This window comes from Burkholderia sp. Ac-20353, from assembly GCF_017104785.1.
GTDB lineage: Bacteria > Pseudomonadota > Gammaproteobacteria > Burkholderiales > Burkholderiaceae > Burkholderia.
This window is the reverse complement of record NZ_JAAGPL010000072.1, coordinates 23137-40048: the sequence shown is the minus strand read 5'-3', so window position 1 is coordinate 40048 and position 16912 is coordinate 23137. Positions and strand designations below refer to the sequence as shown.

Below are 16912 nucleotides of genomic sequence, written 5' to 3'. Positions count from 1 at the left end.
CACGCACGCGCGTGCGCCGCTTCCTCATACGCTTCGCCTGTCCGATGACTCACCCGCAGCCCTTCATCGCCGTCATTCCCGCCCGGCTCGCGTCGACCCGGCTTCCGAACAAGCCGCTCGCCGATCTCGGCGGCAAGCCGATGGTCGTGCGCGTCGCCGAACGGGCACGCGAAGCGGGCGCGCAGCAGGTGCTCGTCGCATCCGATGCGCAGAGCGTGCTCGACGCCGCGCGCGACCACGGCTACGACGCGGTGCTCACGCGCGCCGACCATCCGTCCGGCACCGACCGGCTCGCCGAAGTCGCGGCCGCGTTCGGCTGGAGCGACGACACGGTCGTCGTCAACGTGCAGGGCGACGAGCCGCTGATCGACCCCGAGCTGGTCCGCGACGTAGCGTCGCACCTCGCCGCGCATCCGGCGTGCGCGATCGCGACTGCCGCGCATCCGATCCACGCGGCGGCCGACGTGTTCAACCCGAATATCGTGAAGGTCGCGCTCGACGCGCAGGGCGTCGCGCTGTACTTCTCGCGCGCGCCGATTCCGTGGAGCCGCGACGCATACCAGCCGCACTGGCCCGACGTGTCGGCCATGCCCGCGCCGGCGTTTCCCGTGTATCGGCACATCGGCCTTTATGCGTATCGCGCGCGTTTCCTGCGCACGTATCCGTCGCTCGCGCAGGCGCCGATCGAGCAGGCCGAGCAGCTCGAACAGCTGCGCGCGATGTGGCACGGCGAACGGATTGCCGTGCTGATCACCGGGCGCGCGCCGGAGGCCGGCATCGACACGCCGGCCGATCTCGCACGCGTGCAGGCCCTTTTTCGGTCGGAATCAAAATAACCCGTGGCATAATCAGGCGATTGTGCGAGCCGTCCGCGATCCGCGCGTGCCCGCTTGACCCCGCCGCGGCCCTGCCGGCAGCCGCGCGTCGCTGAGCCGACGCGCCGCGTCAGACCGGTCCGCCGCGTGCCAGGCAAGCTGCTGCGCACTTCGTCGCCGACGCCTTCGAGCCTCGCCATACGAATCTACATACTGGAGATATCACCATGCGTTTGATCCTGTTGGGCGCGCCCGGCGCGGGAAAGGGCACCCAGGCAAATTTCATCAAGGAAAAATTCGGCATCCCGCAGATCTCGACGGGTGACATGCTGCGCGCGGCCGTGAAGGCCGGCACGCCGCTCGGCGTCGAAGCGAAGGGCTTCATGGACGCCGGCAAGCTCGTCCCGGACGAGCTGATCATCGGCCTCGTCAAGGAACGCCTGAAGGAAGCGGATTGCGCGAACGGCTACCTGTTCGACGGTTTCCCGCGCACGATCGCGCAGGCCGACGCAATGAAGGATGCCGGCGTCGCGATCGACTACGTGCTCGAAATCGACGTGCCGTTCTCGGAAATCATCGAGCGCATGAGCGGCCGCCGTACGCATCCGGCATCGGGCCGCACCTATCACGTCAAGTTCAACCCGCCGAAGGTCGAAGGCATCGACGACGTCACGGGCGAACCGCTGATCCAGCGCGACGACGACAAGGAAGAAACTGTCAAGAAGCGTCTCGAAGTGTACGAAGCGCAGACCAAGCCGCTCATCACCTACTACGGCGACTGGGCGCAGCGTGGCGAGGAGAACGGCCTGAAGGCGCCGCAATACCGGAAGATCTCCGGTCTCGGCGCCGTCGACGAGATCCGCGACCGTGCGTTCGATGCGCTGAAGTAAGCATCGCATTCGGTCTCGAAAAAACCGCCCGTCCCGGGCGGTTTTTTTTCGCATGCAGCCCGCCTGCAACCGATCCGCACGCGCGTTCGCGTTGTACCGGCACACGAGCGCGCCCCGTACAATCGACTGGCTCGAACCCGTCCGGCCCTGCCCGCCGCACGCACGCAGGTCGCCGGCCCTACACACCAGCACGTACCAGCAGCTTTTCATGGGACCAGACCAGGTGCCGCGGCGCCTGGTTTCGCCGACAGGAGACAGTCATGGAGATTCGCGGAAACGTCTTTCTGATCACCGGGGGCGCATCGGGGCTCGGCGCCGGCACCGCGCGGATGCTCGCGCAGGAAGGCGGCAAGGTCGTGCTCGCCGACCTTAACCAGGAGGCCGGCGAAGCGCTCGCGCGCGAGCTCGGCGGCGTGTTCGTCCGGTGCGACGTCGCGCGCGAGGACGATGCGCAGGCCGCGGTCGACGCGGCGACGCGCACCGGCACGCTGCGCGGCCTCGTGAACTGCGCGGGCATCGCGCCCGCCGCGAAGACCATCGGCAAGGACGGCGCGCATCCGCTCGACGTGTTCGCGAAGACGATCAGCGTAAATCTCGTCGGCACGTTCAACATGATCCGCATTGCCGCCGTCGCGATGGCCGCGAACGAGCCGAACGCGGAAGGCGAGCGCGGCGTGGTGATCAGCACCGCGTCGGTCGCGGCGTTCGACGGCCAGATCGGCCAGGCCGCGTATGCGGCGTCGAAGGCCGGCGTCGCCGGCATGACGCTGCCGATCGCGCGCGACCTGTCGCGCAGCGGCATCCGCGTGATGACGATCGCACCCGGCCTGTTCGAGACGCCGATGCTGCTCGGCATGCCGAAGGACGTGCAGCACGCACTCGGCGCGATGGTGCCGTTCCCGCCAAGGCTCGGCAAGCCGGCCGAATACGCGATGCTGGTCCGGCAGATCGTCGAGAACCCGATGCTCAACGGCGAGGTGATCCGCCTCGACGGCGCAATCCGGATGCAGCCGAAATGACCCACGCGGCGCGCAGCTGAAAAAATGCCCGCCACGCGCACACTGCGCAGGGCGGGCATTTCGTATCCGGCGTATCCGGCGTATCCGGCACGGGAAGCGCTGGAACGCGCGCTCAGTCGTCTTCGTCGCCGCGCTGCATTCGCTGCCGCAATTCGGTCACCTGCGACTCGACGACCGTCGCGTCTTCCGCGTCGGGCCGCTCGCCCAGATACTGCTCGAGATCCTCGAGCGCCGGCCGCAGGTAGTCGAGCCGCGCATACGCGAAGCCGCGGTCGCGCACCTCGTCGAGCTGGTCCGGCAGCAGGATCACGAGCCGCTGCTGCACCGCGAGCAGCCGCTGCCAGCGTTCCGTCTGCAGATAGATCGTCTTCAGGTTGCGCAGCATCCGCGCGATGATCTCGCGGCTCGTCGCCGGCTGCAGCAGCGCGCGCAACGCACTGTCCACCGCGCCGGCCGCACGCGCGACGTACGGCTCCAGCATCTCGACCATCTCGGCTTCGGACAGCGAATGGCCGTTGGTCGGATCGATGATCAGGTCGCCGTCCGACAGCGTGACGCGCAGCAGGAAATGGCCGGGAAACGACACGCCGCGCGCCGGCACGCCAATCTGCTCGGCCAGCTCGATATACAGCACCGACAGCGAGATCGGGATCCCGCGCCGCCGCCTCAGCACGACGTTCAGGTGGCTGTTGTCGGGATCGTAGTAGTCGTTGTGATTGCAGGCGAAGCCGAGCTCGCGGAAGAAGAACTCGTTCAGCGCAGCGATCCGGTCTTTCAGGCCCGCGTCGGCGGCGAATCGCCGGCGCAGCCGCGCGGCGAGCATGTCGAGCTCGGCGAGCGTGCCCTGCAGGTCGAGATCCGGGTAAGCATCCTGCGCAAGCGACAGCGCGGCCTCGGTGACCGGCAGGCTGTCGTCTTCCGCAACGAGCGTACTGAAGTAATCCAGGACCCGGGTCTTTGCGGTCATCACTTGGCGCGCCTTCTGAAGTAAGCGTATTTGAAGCCCATCACCGACAACATACCGAAATATAGTGCAGCGAACAGCACGAGGCACGCGGCCATCAGCGCGATACGCGCGAGCGGCTGCACGCGCAGCCCGGTCCAGTCGAAGTTGACCGCGAACCAGTGCATCGTGCCGGCGAGCACGAGCGCCGCGCCGACGAGCTGCGTGAAGAAGCGCAGCCAGCCCTCCGACGGCTGGTAGATGCCGCGCCGACGCAGGCCGATGAACAGCAGCAGCGAGTTCAGGCACGCGCCGACGCCGATGCTGAGCGTGAGGCCCGCGTGGCCGATCAGCGGCACGAACACGTAGTTCGACAACTGGGTGACGACGAGCACGCCGATCGCGATCTTCACCGGCGTCTTGATGTCCTGCTTCGCATAGAAGCCCGGCGCGAGGATCTTGATCAGGATGATGCCGACCAGCCCGATCCCGTAGGTCGCGAGCGCGCGCGCGACCATCGTGACGGTATGCGCATCGAACTTGCCGTAGTTGAACAGCGTCGCGGTGAGCGGCTCGGCGAAGAAGAACAGCGCGAGCGCGCTCGGCGCGGCGAGCAGGAACGTGACGCGCAGCCCCCAGTCGAGCAGCGCCGAGTACTCGGTCGCATCCGCGTCGACGTGCGCCTTCGACAGGCTCGGCAGCAGGATCGTGCCGAGCGCGACGCCGAGCAGCGCGGTCGGGAACTCCATCAGCCGGTCAGCATAGTTGATCCACGACACCGCGCCCTGCCCGAGCCGCGACGCGATGTTGGTGTTGATGATCAGCGACAGCTGCGCGACCGACACCGCGAAGGTCGCGGGCACCATCTTCGCGAGCACGCGCTTCACGCCCGGATGGCGCAGCGCACGCACCGGATTGACGCCGATCAGCGGCACCATGTCGATCTTCTTCAGGCCGGGCATCTGCACGATGAACTGCAGCACCCCGCCCGCGATCACCGCCCACGCGAGCGCATACACGGGCACTTTCAGGTGCGGCGCGACGAACACGGCCGCGACGATGAACGCGACGTTGAGCAGCACCGGCGCGAATGCGGGCAGCGAAAAGCTCTTGTACGTGTTCAGCACGCCGGACGCGAGCGTCGTCAGCGAGATGAACACGATGTACGGGAACATGATGCGCGTCATCGTGACCGCAAGCGGAAACGCCTGGCCGTCGGTGCGCAAGCCGGACGCGACCGCGAACACGACCCACGTCGCGCCGACGATGCCGACGACCGACAGCGCGGCGAGCGCCCACGCAAGCACGGTCGACATCGCGTCGACGAGCGCCTTCGTCGCGTCGTGCCCCTGCTGGTTCTTGAACTCGGCAAGGATCGGCACGAACGCCTGCGAGAACGCGCCTTCCGCGGACAGGCGGCGCAGCAGGTTCGGTATGCGGAACGCGACGTAGAACGCGTCAGTATATTGACTGGCGCCGAACGCACGGGCGATCAGCGTCTCACGGGCCAGTCCGGTCACGCGCGACAGCAGCGTGAAGCCGCTGACCGTCAGCAGGGCTCGGAATAGATTCATGGGGCGCTTATTATACGGACGTTGCGTGGCGCGGCACGGCCGATCGCGGAAAAGGACGCCCGAGACACCCGCCCGCTCCCGCATCCGACGCCGAACTTGCCACACGCTTGATTTTGTTGCTATAATCGCCCGTTTCTGAGCCTGTTACATGCGCGGCACCTGCCGTTTCCGTGTCCGGGCCTCGGATAAAACCAACGTTTTTTTTGCGCCCCTGGGCAATCGTTCTCAGGGGACGGATCGAAAAACAGCGCTTGGCCGTCAGGCTCCAAGCTCTGGAAACAGGACAGGATAAGGAACCGTCATGGCTAACTCCGCACAAGCACGCAAGCGCGCCCGCCAGGCCGCGAAGGCAAACTCGCACAACTCGGCGCTGCGCTCGAAATTCCGTACCGCGATCAAGGCCGTTCGCAAGGCTGTCGACGCCGGCGACCAGGCAAAGGCTGCAGAGCTGTTCAAGTCTGCCGTCAAGACGATCGACACGATCGCCGACAAGAAGATCGTTCACAAGAACAAGGCCGCTCGCAGCAAGAGCCGCCTCGCCGCAGCCGTCAAGGGCCTGCAGGCAGCAGCGTAACTCCGGTGTGCCCGCCTCACGCGGGCGCTCCTGTTTCCTGCGATCGACAAAAAGCCCGCATTCGCGGGCTTTTTTGCGTTGCATCGTCCGCCACCGGCGTGGCCGTGACGGCATGAACCGGACGGGCGCGGCAGGCGCCCTCGCCCGGCAGCTCAGCTCTTGTTGTTTGCGTAGTCGGGCAATTCGCATGCCTCGGTGACGACGAGGTGGTTGTCCTTCGCGAAGTTCATCACGAAATCGAACGCCATCGGTTCGACGTCGCGCAGACGGGAATCGAGAATCACGCATTTGGTGTCGCCGAGCATCGTCGGACGCACGTACAGCGAATACTTGAGCCTGGCGTTCGGCCCGCTTGCTCCCGGCCCGAAACAGGACATCACACCCGCAAGACGCTCCGACCAGTCGCTCGGGCGAAATTTTTTGCCATCTTTCGTGATGCCCTGGATGAAGTATTCGGTCGGAGGGGTTTCAGCCATGTGGTTACCCAAGTGACAACCCGGCGATGCGCAGGCAACGGCGCCTGGACACGCAAACACAAAGCAGGCATGACGCCGGTGACGTCCGCGCGCACCCGCAGGCGGGGGACGGCACGCTTCCCGGCACGCCGCACCGGTTTTGTGCAGCGCACAGCTTGTGTCCGGCAGCGCGCGAGTGAGGCTTGCCTGCCGGGCTGGAGAAAACTTGTGAATTATACCGCAGCGCGCCATCGCGCGTCGTCTCGCGCCCCCTGCTCCGCCACCGTCGGGCGCACGCGGCAATCCATCCCCGTTATCTGGCCTGGCTCGTCAAAGCACAGAAAATCCTTTATGCTGCTTTGAAGTTATCCACATCCGACGGTGGCGCCGTCCGGCCCCGGCGGCCGGGTAGAACCCGCCGCATTTCGTTTCATGACCGCCAAAACCATTCGTCACTACCTGCAGTTCAAGGATTTCTCGCTCGAAGACTACGAGTACGTGCTCGAACGCACGGGAATCCTGAAGCGCAAGTTCAAGAATTACGAGACCTACCACCCGCTGCACGACCGCACGCTCGCGATGATCTTCGAGAAGAGTTCGACGCGCACGCGCCTGTCGTTCGAGGCCGGGATCTTCCAGCTCGGCGGCCACGCCGTCTTCATGAGCACCCGCGACACGCAGCTCGGCCGCGGCGAGCCGGTCGAGGACTCCGCGCAGGTGATCTCGCGGATGGTCGACATCATCATGATCCGCACGTTCGAGCAGGAGATCATCCAGCGCTTCGCGGAAAACTCCCGCGTGCCGGTGATCAACGGCCTGACCAACGAATACCATCCGTGCCAGGTGCTCGCCGACATCTTCACGTACTACGAGCATCGCGGCCCGATTCGCGGCAAGACGGTCGCATGGGTCGGCGACGCGAACAACATGCTGTACACGTGGATCCAGGCCGCGCAGATCCTCGGCTTCAAGCTGCGCCTGTCGACGCCGCCCGGCTATGCGCTCGACATGAAGCTCGTCGCGCCGGAAAGCGCGCCGTTCTATGAAGTCGTCGACGATCCGAACGACGCGTGCAAGGGCGCCGATCTCGTGACGACCGACGTGTGGACGAGCATGGGCTTCGAGGCCGAGAACGACGCGCGCATGCAGGCGTTCGCGGACTGGTGCGTCGACGAGGAGATGATGGGCCACGCGAGCCCCGATGCCCTCTTCATGCACTGCCTGCCCGCACACCGCGGCGAGGAAGTGACGGCCGGCGTGATCGACGGCCCGCAGAGCGTCGTCTGGGACGAGGCGGAAAACCGCCTGCACGTGCAGAAGGCGCTGATGGAATTCCTGCTGCTCGGCCGGCTGAAGCACTGACATCGGCACTGCCCGGGCTCCGTCCACGCACTGACTGACGAAGAAGAGCGCCGATCGACGATCGGCGCTTTTTCACGCATTTTTCATTTGCCCGCCGGCTTCGACGCACGCGTCGAGCGGCTTCGCGTCAGCCCATCACCGGCTGCGTGGCGGCGAAGCTCGGCCGCGCCCGCATCGCCGCCTGCGCGCGCTCGATGTTCCGATACTTCTTCAACAGCTCGGCGCCCTCGGGGAACATGCCGACATAAGCGAGAATCGGCGCAAGGAACAGGTCCGCCATCGACAGCGCCGAGCCAACCAGATAGTCGCGATTGCCGTACGCCGCGTCGAACACCTGCAGATGCTTGTCGATGTCGGGCAGCGCCCCATCGATCACCGCGTGATCGGGCTGGCCGTTCTCGCCCTTCGGGAACACGTACTGCAGCACATAGCGGCGCACCATCGCGTCGTACGCATGGCAATTGATCAGGCTGATCCACTGCTCGCCGCGCGCGTGCGCGGTCACGCCCCATTGCGGCAGCAGGCTCGGGCCGTCGAACGCCTCGTCAAGGTAGCCGAGGATCGCCCGGGTTTCGTAGAACCCGATCGGCCCGTCGCTGAATGCCGGAATGCGGCCGAACGGGTTGTGTGCGAGCACTTCCGGCGAATGCGGCGGCAGCGATTCGAGCGTGTACGCGACGCCCTTCTCCGCGAGCGCCATCCGCACCGTGCGGACATACGTGCTGCGCGGATCGCCGAACACGCGCACCGTTCCCGCGCTGCCTTCCGGGTCCAGCAGGTCGCTGAGCCGGTTGAACACCGACTGCCAGCCGCCCAGGTGCGAATCGCGCTCCTGCTCGCTCGGAAAACCACTGTGACGCATGTGCAGGTGCGTGCCGCCGTCCTGGTCGGTGAGCGTGACCTCGATCAGCGTCTTGAGCTCGGGCGGCATCGCGCCCGCCTCCCACGCCCACGTATAGGCCAGGAAATCGACGCGGTCGACCTTCTGGTATTCGCCGCCCGCGATGTGCCGCGAGCCGTCGCGCCCGCCCATCACGATCCGGTACTTGCCGCCGACCCGTGCGTCGGCGCTCGCTTCGACCACACTCATCCCGCGCGGGCAATGCCAGGCCGCCAGCGCGGTCTCGCTGGTGAACGCGTCAAACACGCGTTCGCGCGGCGCGCGGATAAAGCGGTCCATTTCCAGATGAAACGTCGCTGCTTGACTCATGGCTTCTCCTCCGGGGACGGAGCGGGTGGACAGGCGTCGCCGGCGTCGCGCTCCGCGCCCGACTGTTCGACGAACACCTTCAGACGATCGAGACTGTCTTCCCAGAACTGGCGATAGGTTTCGAGCCAGCCGTGCGCATCGCGCATCCCGTCGGCACGCAGCCGGCAGATCCGCCAGCGCGCATCGACTTCCCGTTCGATCAGTCCGGCGTCGGACAGCACGCGCAGGTGCTTCGAAATCGCCGGCGCGGAGATGTCGAACGGCCGGGCCAGCTCGCTGACGGGCGCCGCGCCGTCGGCCAGCCGCACCAGGATCGCGCGGCGGGTCGGGTCGGCCAGTGCGGCGAACACCGCGGACAGGGAATCGGATGGGGATCGCATGTTCTCATTTAACTTCAAGGTTAAATGAGAGTCAAGGACGAAGTGTGTGCGGCGAACGCAACGATTTTTGGGGACGGATTAACGGCAGCACGGAGCGGCATCCGCGCGCGCCGCCGTTATGCAGGCGACACGGCCCGGCTCACAGACACACCGGCTCCGGCTCCAGCTCGACGCCGAACTTCGCGAACACGTCGCGCTGGATCGCGCGGGCGAGCGCGATCACGTCCGCGCCCGTCGCGCCGCCGCGATTGACGAGCACCAGCGCCTGGCGGTCGTGCACGGCCGCGGCGCCGAGTGCGCGCCCCTTCCATCCGCTGCGGTCGATCAGCCAGCCGGCCGCGAGCTTCACCTGCCCGTCCGGCTGCGGATACGACACGACGTCCGGCGCACGCGCGCGCAGCGCGTCGAACTGCGCGGCATCGATCACCGGATTCTTGAAGAAGCTGCCCGCGTTGCCGAGCGCAAGCGGATCGGGCAGCTTCGCGCGGCGGATCGCGACCACGGCCTCGAACACGTCGCGCGGCGTCGCCGCCGCCTGCGCGATGCCGCACGCGTCGAGTTCGCGCGTGACGTCCGCATAGCCGAGCCGCGGCGTCCAGCGCTTCGGCAGCCGGAACGTCACCGACACGATCGCGAACTGCGCGCGGCCCTCCCGCTTGAAGAAGCTGTCGCGATAGCCGAACGCGCAGCGCGCGGCATCGAAGCGTTCGCTGCGCCCGGTCGCGAGCTCGACGGCGACGAGCGAATCGAAATACGTCTTCATTTCGAGCCCGTACGCGCCGATGTTCTGGATCGGCGCGGCGCCGACCGTGCCGGGGATCAGCGCGAGGTTCTCGAGGCCCGGCATCCCGTGCTCGAGTGTCCACGCGACGAACGCGTGCCAGTTTTCGCCGCCGCCTGCCTCGACGTACCACGCGTCGTCGTCGTCGCGCACGACCCGGCGGCCGGCGATCTCGTCGAGCAGCACGAGGCCGTCGAAGTCGCGCGTGAATACGACGTTGCTGCCACCGCCGAGCACCAGCCGCGGCAAATTCGCGACACGTGCGTCGCGATGCAGCGCCGCGAACTGGTCCGCGTGCGTCACGCGCGCTGCAAACCGCGCGTTCACGTCGAAGCCGAACGTGTTGTGCGCGGCGAGCGGATAGTCGGAAAGCAGCGTCAGGGTGGAGTCGGCAGGAAGCATCGGCAATCGCGGTCGGACGTGCCCGGACCTGCCCGGCGGCGTGCGGCCGGCCTTGGGCAAACGAAGGGGCATCGGTAGAATGGCAAACAGTCCGCAATTATAGCGAGTGCCCGCGCGCAAGCCGGGCACGCGCGTTTTACAGGGAGAAAGCCATGCCATCGTTCGACGTCGTCAGCGAAGCGAACATGATCGAAGTGAAGAACGCCATCGAGCAGTCGAACAAGGAAATTTCGACGCGCTTCGACTTCAAGGGGTCCGACGCACGCGTCGAGCAAAAGGAACGCGAGCTGACGCTGTTCGCCGACGACGACTTCAAGCTCGGCCAGGTCAAGGACGTGCTGATCAACAAGCTGGCCAAGCGCAACGTCGACGTGCGCTTCCTCGACTACGGCAAGGTCGAGAAGATCGGCGGCGACAAGGTCAAGCAGGTCGTGACCGTCAAGAAGGGCGTGACGGGCGATCTCGCGAAGAAGATCGTGCGGCTCGTGAAGGACAGCAAGATCAAGGTGCAGGCGAGCATCCAGGGCGACGCGGTGCGCGTGTCGGGTACCAAGCGCGACGACCTGCAGAGCGTGATCGCGATGCTGCGCAAGGACGTGACCGACACCCCGCTCGACTTCAACAACTTCCGCGACTGATCGATCGCGTGATGCCGCCGGGCTGCGCAATGCGCCCGGCGCGCCGCTTCAGCCGCTTTGGCCCGCTTTAGCCTGTTTCGGCCTGCTTTGACCGGTTTCGGCCTGCTACGTCAGGCTTTCCCGCCGTCCTGCGCGTTGCCGTTCGCGGCCGCCTTCTTCTTGTCGCCGATCCGGCTTTCCTGCCCCGCGAGCAACTTCGCGATGTTGCTGCGGTGACGCCACACGAGCAGCACGCTCATCGCGAGCACCGCCCATGCGACGGGGTTGTGCTGCGTGCCGAACAGGAACACGTCGAACAGCGGCGCGAACACCGCCGCGACGAGCGCCGCGAGCGACGAGTAGCGGAAGAAGAACGCGATGATGAGCCAGGTCAGCGCGGTCGCGAGACCGAGCACCGGATGCACGGCGAGCAGTACGCCGGCCGCGGTTGCGACGCCCTTGCCGCCCTTGAAGCGGAAGAACACCGGATACAGGTGACCGAGGAACACGGCGATCGCGACGCACGCGATCGCGACGTCGGGCAGGCCGAAGCGCCGCGCGAGCCAGACCGCGATCCAGCCCTTGAACGCGTCGCCGACGAGCGTCAGGATCGCCGCCTTCTTGTTGCCGCTGCGCAGCACGTTGGTGGCGCCGGGATTCTTCGACCCGTACGAGCGGGGATCGGCCAGGCCCATCGCGGCGCTGACGACGACGGCAAACGACACCGAGCCGACCAGGTAGGCAACGAGGGTGGCGAGCAGGATCTGCATGCGGAAGACTCTTCTTTGTACGTATCGATGGACGGGCAACTGCACGGCCGCAAAATGCCGGCAACACCGTGACGGCAAGCCGAAGCGGCGCTCATTCTACCGAAGCGGCGCGCACTGCCACGAAGGTGAAACCCTCAGTCGACGCTCGCGCATTGCACGGGCTTCGCGTCGAGCAGCGTCGCCAGCACGGCCGGCGCGATGCTGACGAGATAGCCGCGGCGGCCGCCGTTCAGGTAGATCGTCGGCAGCTCGAGGATCGTCGACTCGACGAACACGGGCATCGCCTTGCGGGTGCCGAACGGCGACGTGCCGCCGACGAGATAGCCCGAATGGCGGTTCGCGACCTCCGGCTTGCACGGTTCGACGCGCTTCACGCCGATCTGCCGCGCGAGGTTCTTCGTCGACACCGTGCGATCGCCGTGCATCAGCACGATCAACGGTTTCGCATGTTCGTCCTCCATCACGAGCGTCTTCACGACGATGTGCTCGTCGACGCCGAGCTGACGCGCGGATTCACCGGTGCCACCGTGCTCGACGTAGTCATACGGATGCTCGCCGAACTCAACGCCGTGGCGGCGCAGCAGCTGGGTCGCGGGTGTTTCGGACACGTGTCTGGATTTGCTCATGGCGGCATTCTAATGGGGAACGGCTGGCGACGCGTACCGGGTCCGCCCGCCGGCGGTATACTCGCGGCCCGTTTTTCCGTCACATCGCCCCGCCCGCCGGCCCATTTTCTGGAGACGCCATGCCCCAGTCCAATCGCCCCCTGGCGCCGCTCGACGTCGACGCACTGCTGGCCGCGCTGCCTGGCCGCATCGCCGACGTCCCCGCACACTGGGCCGCTCGCGCGCCCGATCATCCGGCGCTGATCGAGGACGCGCGCCGCCTGTCGTATCGCGACCTGTCGCAGGCGGTCGACGCGGCCGCCGCGCAACTCGCGGGCCTCGGCGTGCACGGCGGCGACCGCATGATGATCGTCGCGGAAAACTGCGTCGCGCAGATCGTGCTGCTGTTCGCGGCGGCGAGGCTCGACGCGTGGGCGCTCATGTCGAACGCGCGGCTGTCGGTTGCCGAACTCGATGCGATTGCCGCGCATGCGCGCCCGAAGCTGATCGCGTTCACCGACGACGCATCGCCGGACGCACGCGCACACGCGGCCCGGCACCACGCGAGCCCGGCGCCCGGGCTCGCGATCGACATCGGCGCGTGGTCGTACCACATCGATGCGGACGCGCCCGGCGAACCGGTCGCCGCCGATGGCGCCGCGCAATGCGCGGCACTGATCTACACGACCGGCACCACCGGCACGCCGAAGGGCGTGATGCTGTCGCACCGCAACCTGCTGTTCATTGCGGCGACGTCGAGCACGCTGCGCCGCGTGTCGACCGACGACGTCGTCTACACGGTGCTGCCGGTGTCGCATGTCTATGGCCTCGCGTCGGTCTGCCTCGGCAGCCTGTATGCGGGCGCGACCTTGCGCCTCGCGCCGCGCTTCTCGCCGGAGGCCGTGCGCGTGGCGCTCGCCGACGAAGGCATCACGATCTTCCAGGGCGTGCCCGCGATGCACGCGAAGCTGCTCGAACACCTGCGCACGCACGGCCACGCATGGCACGCGCCGCGCCTGCGGTTCGCCTATTCGGGCGGGTCGCCGCTCGACGCCGACCTGAAAGCGCGCGTCGAACGGATCTATGGCGTGCCGCTGCACAACGGCTACGGAATGACCGAGTGCAGCCCCACGATCACGCAGACGCCGCTCGATGCGCCGCGCGGCGACTGCTCGGTCGGCACGGCGATTCCAGGCGTCGCGATGCGGATCGTCGGGCCGGACGGCCGTGACGTGCCGCAGGGCGAAGTCGGCGAGATCCAGGTGCGCGGGCCGAACGTGATGCTCGGCTATTACCGCAATGCGGACGCGACGCGCGCGGCCGTCACGCCGGACGGCTGGCTGAAGACGGGCGACCTCGCGCGGCAGGATGCCGACGGCGCGGTGACGATCGCCGGACGCAGCAAGGAGCTGATCATCCGCTCGGGGTTCAACGTGTATCCGGTCGAGGTCGAGCAGGTGCTGAACGCGCATCCGGACGTCGTGCAGGCGGCCGTCGTCGGCCGCGCGGTCGAAGGCAACGAGGAAGTGCTCGCGTTCGTCGAGCTGGTGCCGGGCGCGGCGGCCACCGAAGCCGCGTTGCACGACTGGTGCGCAGCGCGGCTCGCGCCGTACAAGCGGCCCGCGCGCATCCGCGTGCTCGACGCGCTGCCGGCCGCGTCGACCGGCAAGGTGCTCAAGCACAAGCTGCGCGACCTCGCGTGACGCACGCGGCCGCGCTCCCGCGCGCTATCCGCGCGGGTGGTGATGCGCGTGCAGCGTTCTCAGGCGCTCGCGCGCGACGTGCGTATAGATCTGCGTCGTCGAGATGTCGCTGTGGCCGAGCAGCAGTTGCACGACGCGCAAGTCCGCGCCGTGGTTCAGCAGGTGCGTCGCGAACGCGTGCCGCAGCGTGTGCGGCGACAGGTGCGCGCGCACGTCGGCCCGCTGCGCGTGGCGCTTGATGATGTTCCAGAACTGCTGGCGCGTCATCCCGTCGCCGCGCGCGGTGACGAACAGCGCGTCGGCCGCGCGCGCGCCGAGCAGCGCGGGCCGCGCGTTGCGCAGGTAGCGCTCGATCCAGCCGTGCGCGACCTCCCCGAACGGCACGAGCCGCTCCTTCGAGCCCTTGCCCATCACGCGCACGACACCTTCGTTGAGCCCCACTTCGACGGTCTTCAGCGTCACGAGCTCGCTCACACGCAACCCGCTCGCATACATCAGCTCGAGCATCGTGCGGTCGCGCAGGCCGAGCGGCGTGTCGATGTCCGGTGCGCCGAGCAGCGCCTCGACCTGCGCTTCGGACAGCGTCGACGGAAAGCGCGCGCCCTGCTTCGCGGACGTGACACGCAGCGTCGGGTCCGCATTCGCGCGGTGCTCGCGCATGGCCCAGCCGTAATAGCGACGGAACACCGACAACCGCCGGTTCGACGACGTCGCCTTGCCGTCGCTGCGCGCGGCGATGTAACCCTCGACCATCGCTTCGCTCACGACATCGAGCGACGCGTCGTGGGTCGCCGCGAGCCACTGCGAAAACAGAGTCAGATCGCGTCGGTATGCATCGAGCGTATTGCGCGCGAGACCGTGTTCGAGCCACAACGCATCGCAGAACACGTCGATCGACGCGCGGCTCGCGAGCAGCGCGGGCGAAGCCTCGGCCGTGTCGCGGGCGGTTTCCGGGGAAAGCAGCGAATCGCTCATTGGTACGGCACGCCTTCGTGCGCGAGCAGCCAGCGCTTCACCTTCAGGAAGTAGCCGTCGCCGTCATGGTTCGCAAAGCCGCCAATGCCGCCCGATGCGACGACGCGGTGGCACGGGATCACCAGCGGGAAATAGTTCGCGCCGCACGCCTGGCCGACTGCGCGCGGCGCACTGCCGATCTGCTTCGCGACCTGGCCATACGTCAGCACGGTGCCGGGCGGGATCTCGCAGATCGCGTCCCACACGCGGTGCTGGAACGCGGTGCCGACGTCGGCGAGCGGCAGGTCGAAGCGCGCCGACGCGCGCCCGAAATAGCGCTCGATCTGCTCGACCGCGCGCGTCGCGAGCGGCGTATCGGGATCGACGCACTTCACCGATTCGGGCAGATAGACGATCTCGCGCACCACCGACCCATCCGTGCGTATGCCGACCTTGCCGAACGGAGCATCGATCACTGCGTTGAACATTGCTGCCTCCTCATGCTTCGCACTCCGGCCCTATACCAATCTGAACAATCCGAAAAGAACCACGGGCAGTTGTCCGCCCGCACCGCACCGCACCGCACCGCACCGCCACTGTACGCTCCCTTCATGCTGCCCGCAGCGCCCATTCCACGTGCTCGCGCACGAGCGGCGACGGGTCGTCCGCACGCGCGCGCAATGCGGCGACGATCGCATCGCGCGCGTCTGGCGCAAGCCGCTCCGCCGGCGCGCGCAGCGCATTGCCGAGCCCGACCGCGAGATTGCGCAACCAGCACGCGTAGCCGATGCGCCGGATCGCGCTGCCCTGCATCCGCGTGTCGAACTCATCGGCGCTCCAGCCGAACAACTCGACGAGCGTCGCGCGATCGAGCCCGTGCCGCACGTCGAAATCGGCGACGGGCGCGGCCTGCGCGAACTTGTTCCACGGGCACACGAGCTGGCAGTCGTCGCAGCCGTACACGCGGTTGCCGATCATCGGCCGCAGCGATTCCGGGATGCTGCCTTTCAGTTCGATCGTCAGGTACGAGATGCAGCGCCGCGCATCGACGCGATACGGCGCAACGATCGCGCCGGTCGGGCACGCCGCGAGGCAGCGCGTGCAGCTTCCGCAATGTGCGCCCGGCGTTTCGGGGGCCGTATCGGGCGCGGTCTGCGCATCGGTCGGCAGCGGAATGTCGACGTAGATCTCGCCGAGGAAGAACAGCGAACCGGCGTCGCGCTGCAGCAGCAGCGTATGCTTGCCGCGCCAGCCGACCCCCGCCTTCTGCGCGAGTTCGACCTCGAGCACGGGCGCCGAATCGGTGAACACGCGATAGCCGAACGCGCCGATCTCGCGCTCGATGCGCTCGGCAAGCGTCTGCAGGCGGTTGCGCAGCACCTTGTGATAGTCGCGGCCGCGCGCATAGATCGACACGACGGCGGCCTGCGGATCGTCGAGCCGGGCCAGTTCGCGCGCGCGCCAGTCGCGCGGCGCGGCGGTGCCGGGATGCGGGTCGTCCGGCACGTCGTTCGCGAGCGTTTCGGCCGGCAGATACGCGAGACGCGCGGAGATCACGCGTCGCGTACCGGCCACAAGTTCGGCCGGCCGCGCGCGTTTCATCCCATGTTTCGCCATATAATCCATCTCGCCGTGGCAACCGGCTTCCAGCCAGGCGGCGAGCCCCGCTTCGGCATCCGAGAGATCGGTATCGCTGATGCCGATCGCCCCGAAACCCAATTCGCGCCCCCACGCCCTGATGCGCGCGGCGAGCGCAGTCAACGCCGCATCGTCGAGCACGCACGGCGTCGCGCCTTCGTCATGTGTCGAGGGCAGATCGGATGCGGCGAGTTCCGGTAATCGGTTCATCGCACTATTT

18 protein-coding genes are annotated in these 16912 nt (G+C 67.3%); 7 read left to right on the top strand and 11 right to left on the bottom strand.

From position 1 onward, the window contains the following. Window positions 1–44: 44 nt before the first annotated feature. The 3 genes from kdsB (at window position 45) to G3N94_RS21110 (ending at window position 2724) form a co-directional block, all read left to right on the top strand. Window positions 45–836: a 3-deoxy-manno-octulosonate cytidylyltransferase gene (gene kdsB, locus G3N94_RS21120; RefSeq protein ID WP_205794519.1), complete on the top strand. Its 792-nt coding sequence runs from the start codon at window positions 45–47 to the stop codon at window positions 834–836. 206 nt (window positions 837–1042) lie between these two features. Next, window positions 1043–1705, top strand: a complete 663-nt coding sequence (adk, locus tag G3N94_RS21115; protein WP_205794515.1) for an adenylate kinase — start codon at window positions 1043–1045, stop codon at window positions 1703–1705. A gap of 260 nt (window positions 1706–1965) precedes the next feature. Beyond that, window positions 1966–2724: a 3-hydroxyacyl-CoA dehydrogenase gene (locus G3N94_RS21110; protein ID WP_205794514.1), complete on the top strand. Its 759-nt coding sequence runs from the start codon at window positions 1966–1968 to the stop codon at window positions 2722–2724. A 112-nt stretch (window positions 2725–2836) separates the two neighbouring features. Here G3N94_RS21110 and G3N94_RS21105 read toward each other — a convergent pair whose 3' ends face one another. Together G3N94_RS21105 and murJ are read right to left on the bottom strand one after the other, a co-directional pair. Then, the gene (locus G3N94_RS21105) at window positions 2837–3691 is read right to left on the bottom strand and encodes a tetratricopeptide repeat protein (protein WP_205794513.1); all 855 of its coding nucleotides are present in this window, start codon (window positions 3689–3691) and stop codon (window positions 2837–2839) included. Continuing rightward, complete coding sequence (murJ, locus tag G3N94_RS21100) at window positions 3691–5241, bottom strand: murein biosynthesis integral membrane protein MurJ (protein ID WP_205794512.1); 1551 nt, start codon at window positions 5239–5241, stop codon at window positions 3691–3693. Before murJ ends, G3N94_RS21105 begins: the two co-directional genes overlap by 1 nt. Window positions 5242–5542: 301 nt before the next feature. On the opposite strand from murJ, the gene rpsT reads away from it, so the two are divergent. Continuing rightward, the gene (gene rpsT / locus G3N94_RS21095) at window positions 5543–5815 is read left to right on the top strand and encodes a 30S ribosomal protein S20 (protein ID WP_039368270.1); all 273 of its coding nucleotides are present in this window, start codon (window positions 5543–5545) and stop codon (window positions 5813–5815) included. Window positions 5816–5967: 152 nt separating this feature from the next. Here the strand turns inward: rpsT and G3N94_RS21090 are convergent, their stop codons facing one another. After that, the gene (locus G3N94_RS21090) at window positions 5968–6291 is read right to left on the bottom strand and encodes a DUF3579 domain-containing protein (protein ID WP_124598267.1); all 324 of its coding nucleotides are present in this window, start codon (window positions 6289–6291) and stop codon (window positions 5968–5970) included. Window positions 6292–6702: 411 nt separating this feature from the next. Between G3N94_RS21090 and argF the strand changes: the two genes are divergently transcribed. After that, window positions 6703–7632, top strand: coding sequence for an ornithine carbamoyltransferase (argF, locus tag G3N94_RS21085; RefSeq protein WP_205794511.1), 930 nt, complete (start codon window positions 6703–6705; stop codon window positions 7630–7632). A 127-nt stretch (window positions 7633–7759) separates the two neighbouring features. Here argF and G3N94_RS21080 read toward each other — a convergent pair whose 3' ends face one another. The 3 genes from G3N94_RS21080 to murB all read right to left on the bottom strand — a co-directional run bounded on the left by G3N94_RS21080 (window position 7760) and on the right by murB (window position 10411). Beyond that, window positions 7760–8842 carry an SRPBCC domain-containing protein gene (locus G3N94_RS21080; RefSeq protein ID WP_205794510.1) on the bottom strand — a complete coding sequence of 361 codons (1083 nt, stop codon included), beginning with the start codon at window positions 8840–8842 and terminating at the stop codon, window positions 7760–7762. Continuing rightward, window positions 8839–9222, bottom strand: coding sequence for a metalloregulator ArsR/SmtB family transcription factor (locus tag G3N94_RS21075; protein ID WP_124598293.1), 384 nt, complete (start codon window positions 9220–9222; stop codon window positions 8839–8841). Before G3N94_RS21075 ends, G3N94_RS21080 begins: the two co-directional genes overlap by 4 nt. A 139-nt stretch (window positions 9223–9361) precedes the next feature. Beyond that, window positions 9362–10411 (bottom strand): UDP-N-acetylmuramate dehydrogenase, encoded by a 1050-nt coding sequence (murB, locus tag G3N94_RS21070; protein WP_205794509.1) that lies wholly within the window; start codon window positions 10409–10411, stop codon window positions 9362–9364. A 146-nt stretch (window positions 10412–10557) separates the two neighbouring features. Between murB and G3N94_RS21065 the strand changes: the two genes are divergently transcribed. After that, window positions 10558–11043 carry a YajQ family cyclic di-GMP-binding protein gene (locus G3N94_RS21065; protein ID WP_124598263.1) on the top strand — a complete coding sequence of 162 codons (486 nt, stop codon included), beginning with the start codon at window positions 10558–10560 and terminating at the stop codon, window positions 11041–11043. A gap of 110 nt (window positions 11044–11153) precedes the next feature. Here G3N94_RS21065 and plsY read toward each other — a convergent pair whose 3' ends face one another. Both plsY and ybaK read right to left on the bottom strand, forming a co-directional pair. Continuing rightward, on the bottom strand, window positions 11154–11792 hold the full coding sequence (plsY, locus tag G3N94_RS21060) for a glycerol-3-phosphate 1-O-acyltransferase PlsY (protein ID WP_205794508.1): 639 nt from the start codon (window positions 11790–11792) through the stop codon (window positions 11154–11156). A 134-nt stretch (window positions 11793–11926) separates the two neighbouring features. Next, window positions 11927–12418 (bottom strand): Cys-tRNA(Pro) deacylase, encoded by a 492-nt coding sequence (ybaK, locus tag G3N94_RS21055; RefSeq protein WP_205794507.1) that lies wholly within the window; start codon window positions 12416–12418, stop codon window positions 11927–11929. A gap of 119 nt (window positions 12419–12537) precedes the next feature. Between ybaK and G3N94_RS21050 the strand changes: the two genes are divergently transcribed. Continuing rightward, window positions 12538–14100 carry an AMP-binding protein gene (locus G3N94_RS21050; RefSeq protein WP_205794506.1) on the top strand — a complete coding sequence of 521 codons (1563 nt, stop codon included), beginning with the start codon at window positions 12538–12540 and terminating at the stop codon, window positions 14098–14100. 24 nt (window positions 14101–14124) lie between these two features. On the opposite strand, the gene xerD is transcribed toward G3N94_RS21050, so the two are convergent. The 3 genes from xerD to queG all read right to left on the bottom strand — a co-directional run bounded on the left by xerD (window position 14125) and on the right by queG (window position 16902). Then, window positions 14125–15075, bottom strand: coding sequence for a site-specific tyrosine recombinase XerD (xerD, locus tag G3N94_RS21045; protein ID WP_205794505.1), 951 nt, complete (start codon window positions 15073–15075; stop codon window positions 14125–14127). Next, window positions 15072–15542 (bottom strand): methylated-DNA--[protein]-cysteine S-methyltransferase, encoded by a 471-nt coding sequence (locus G3N94_RS21040; protein ID WP_205794504.1) that lies wholly within the window; start codon window positions 15540–15542, stop codon window positions 15072–15074. The genes xerD and G3N94_RS21040 overlap by 4 nt, the downstream gene beginning before the upstream one ends. Before the next feature lie 121 nt (window positions 15543–15663). Next, window positions 15664–16902, bottom strand: coding sequence for a tRNA epoxyqueuosine(34) reductase QueG (queG, locus tag G3N94_RS21035; protein ID WP_205794503.1), 1239 nt, complete (start codon window positions 16900–16902; stop codon window positions 15664–15666). Window positions 16903–16912 lie beyond the last annotated feature (10 nt).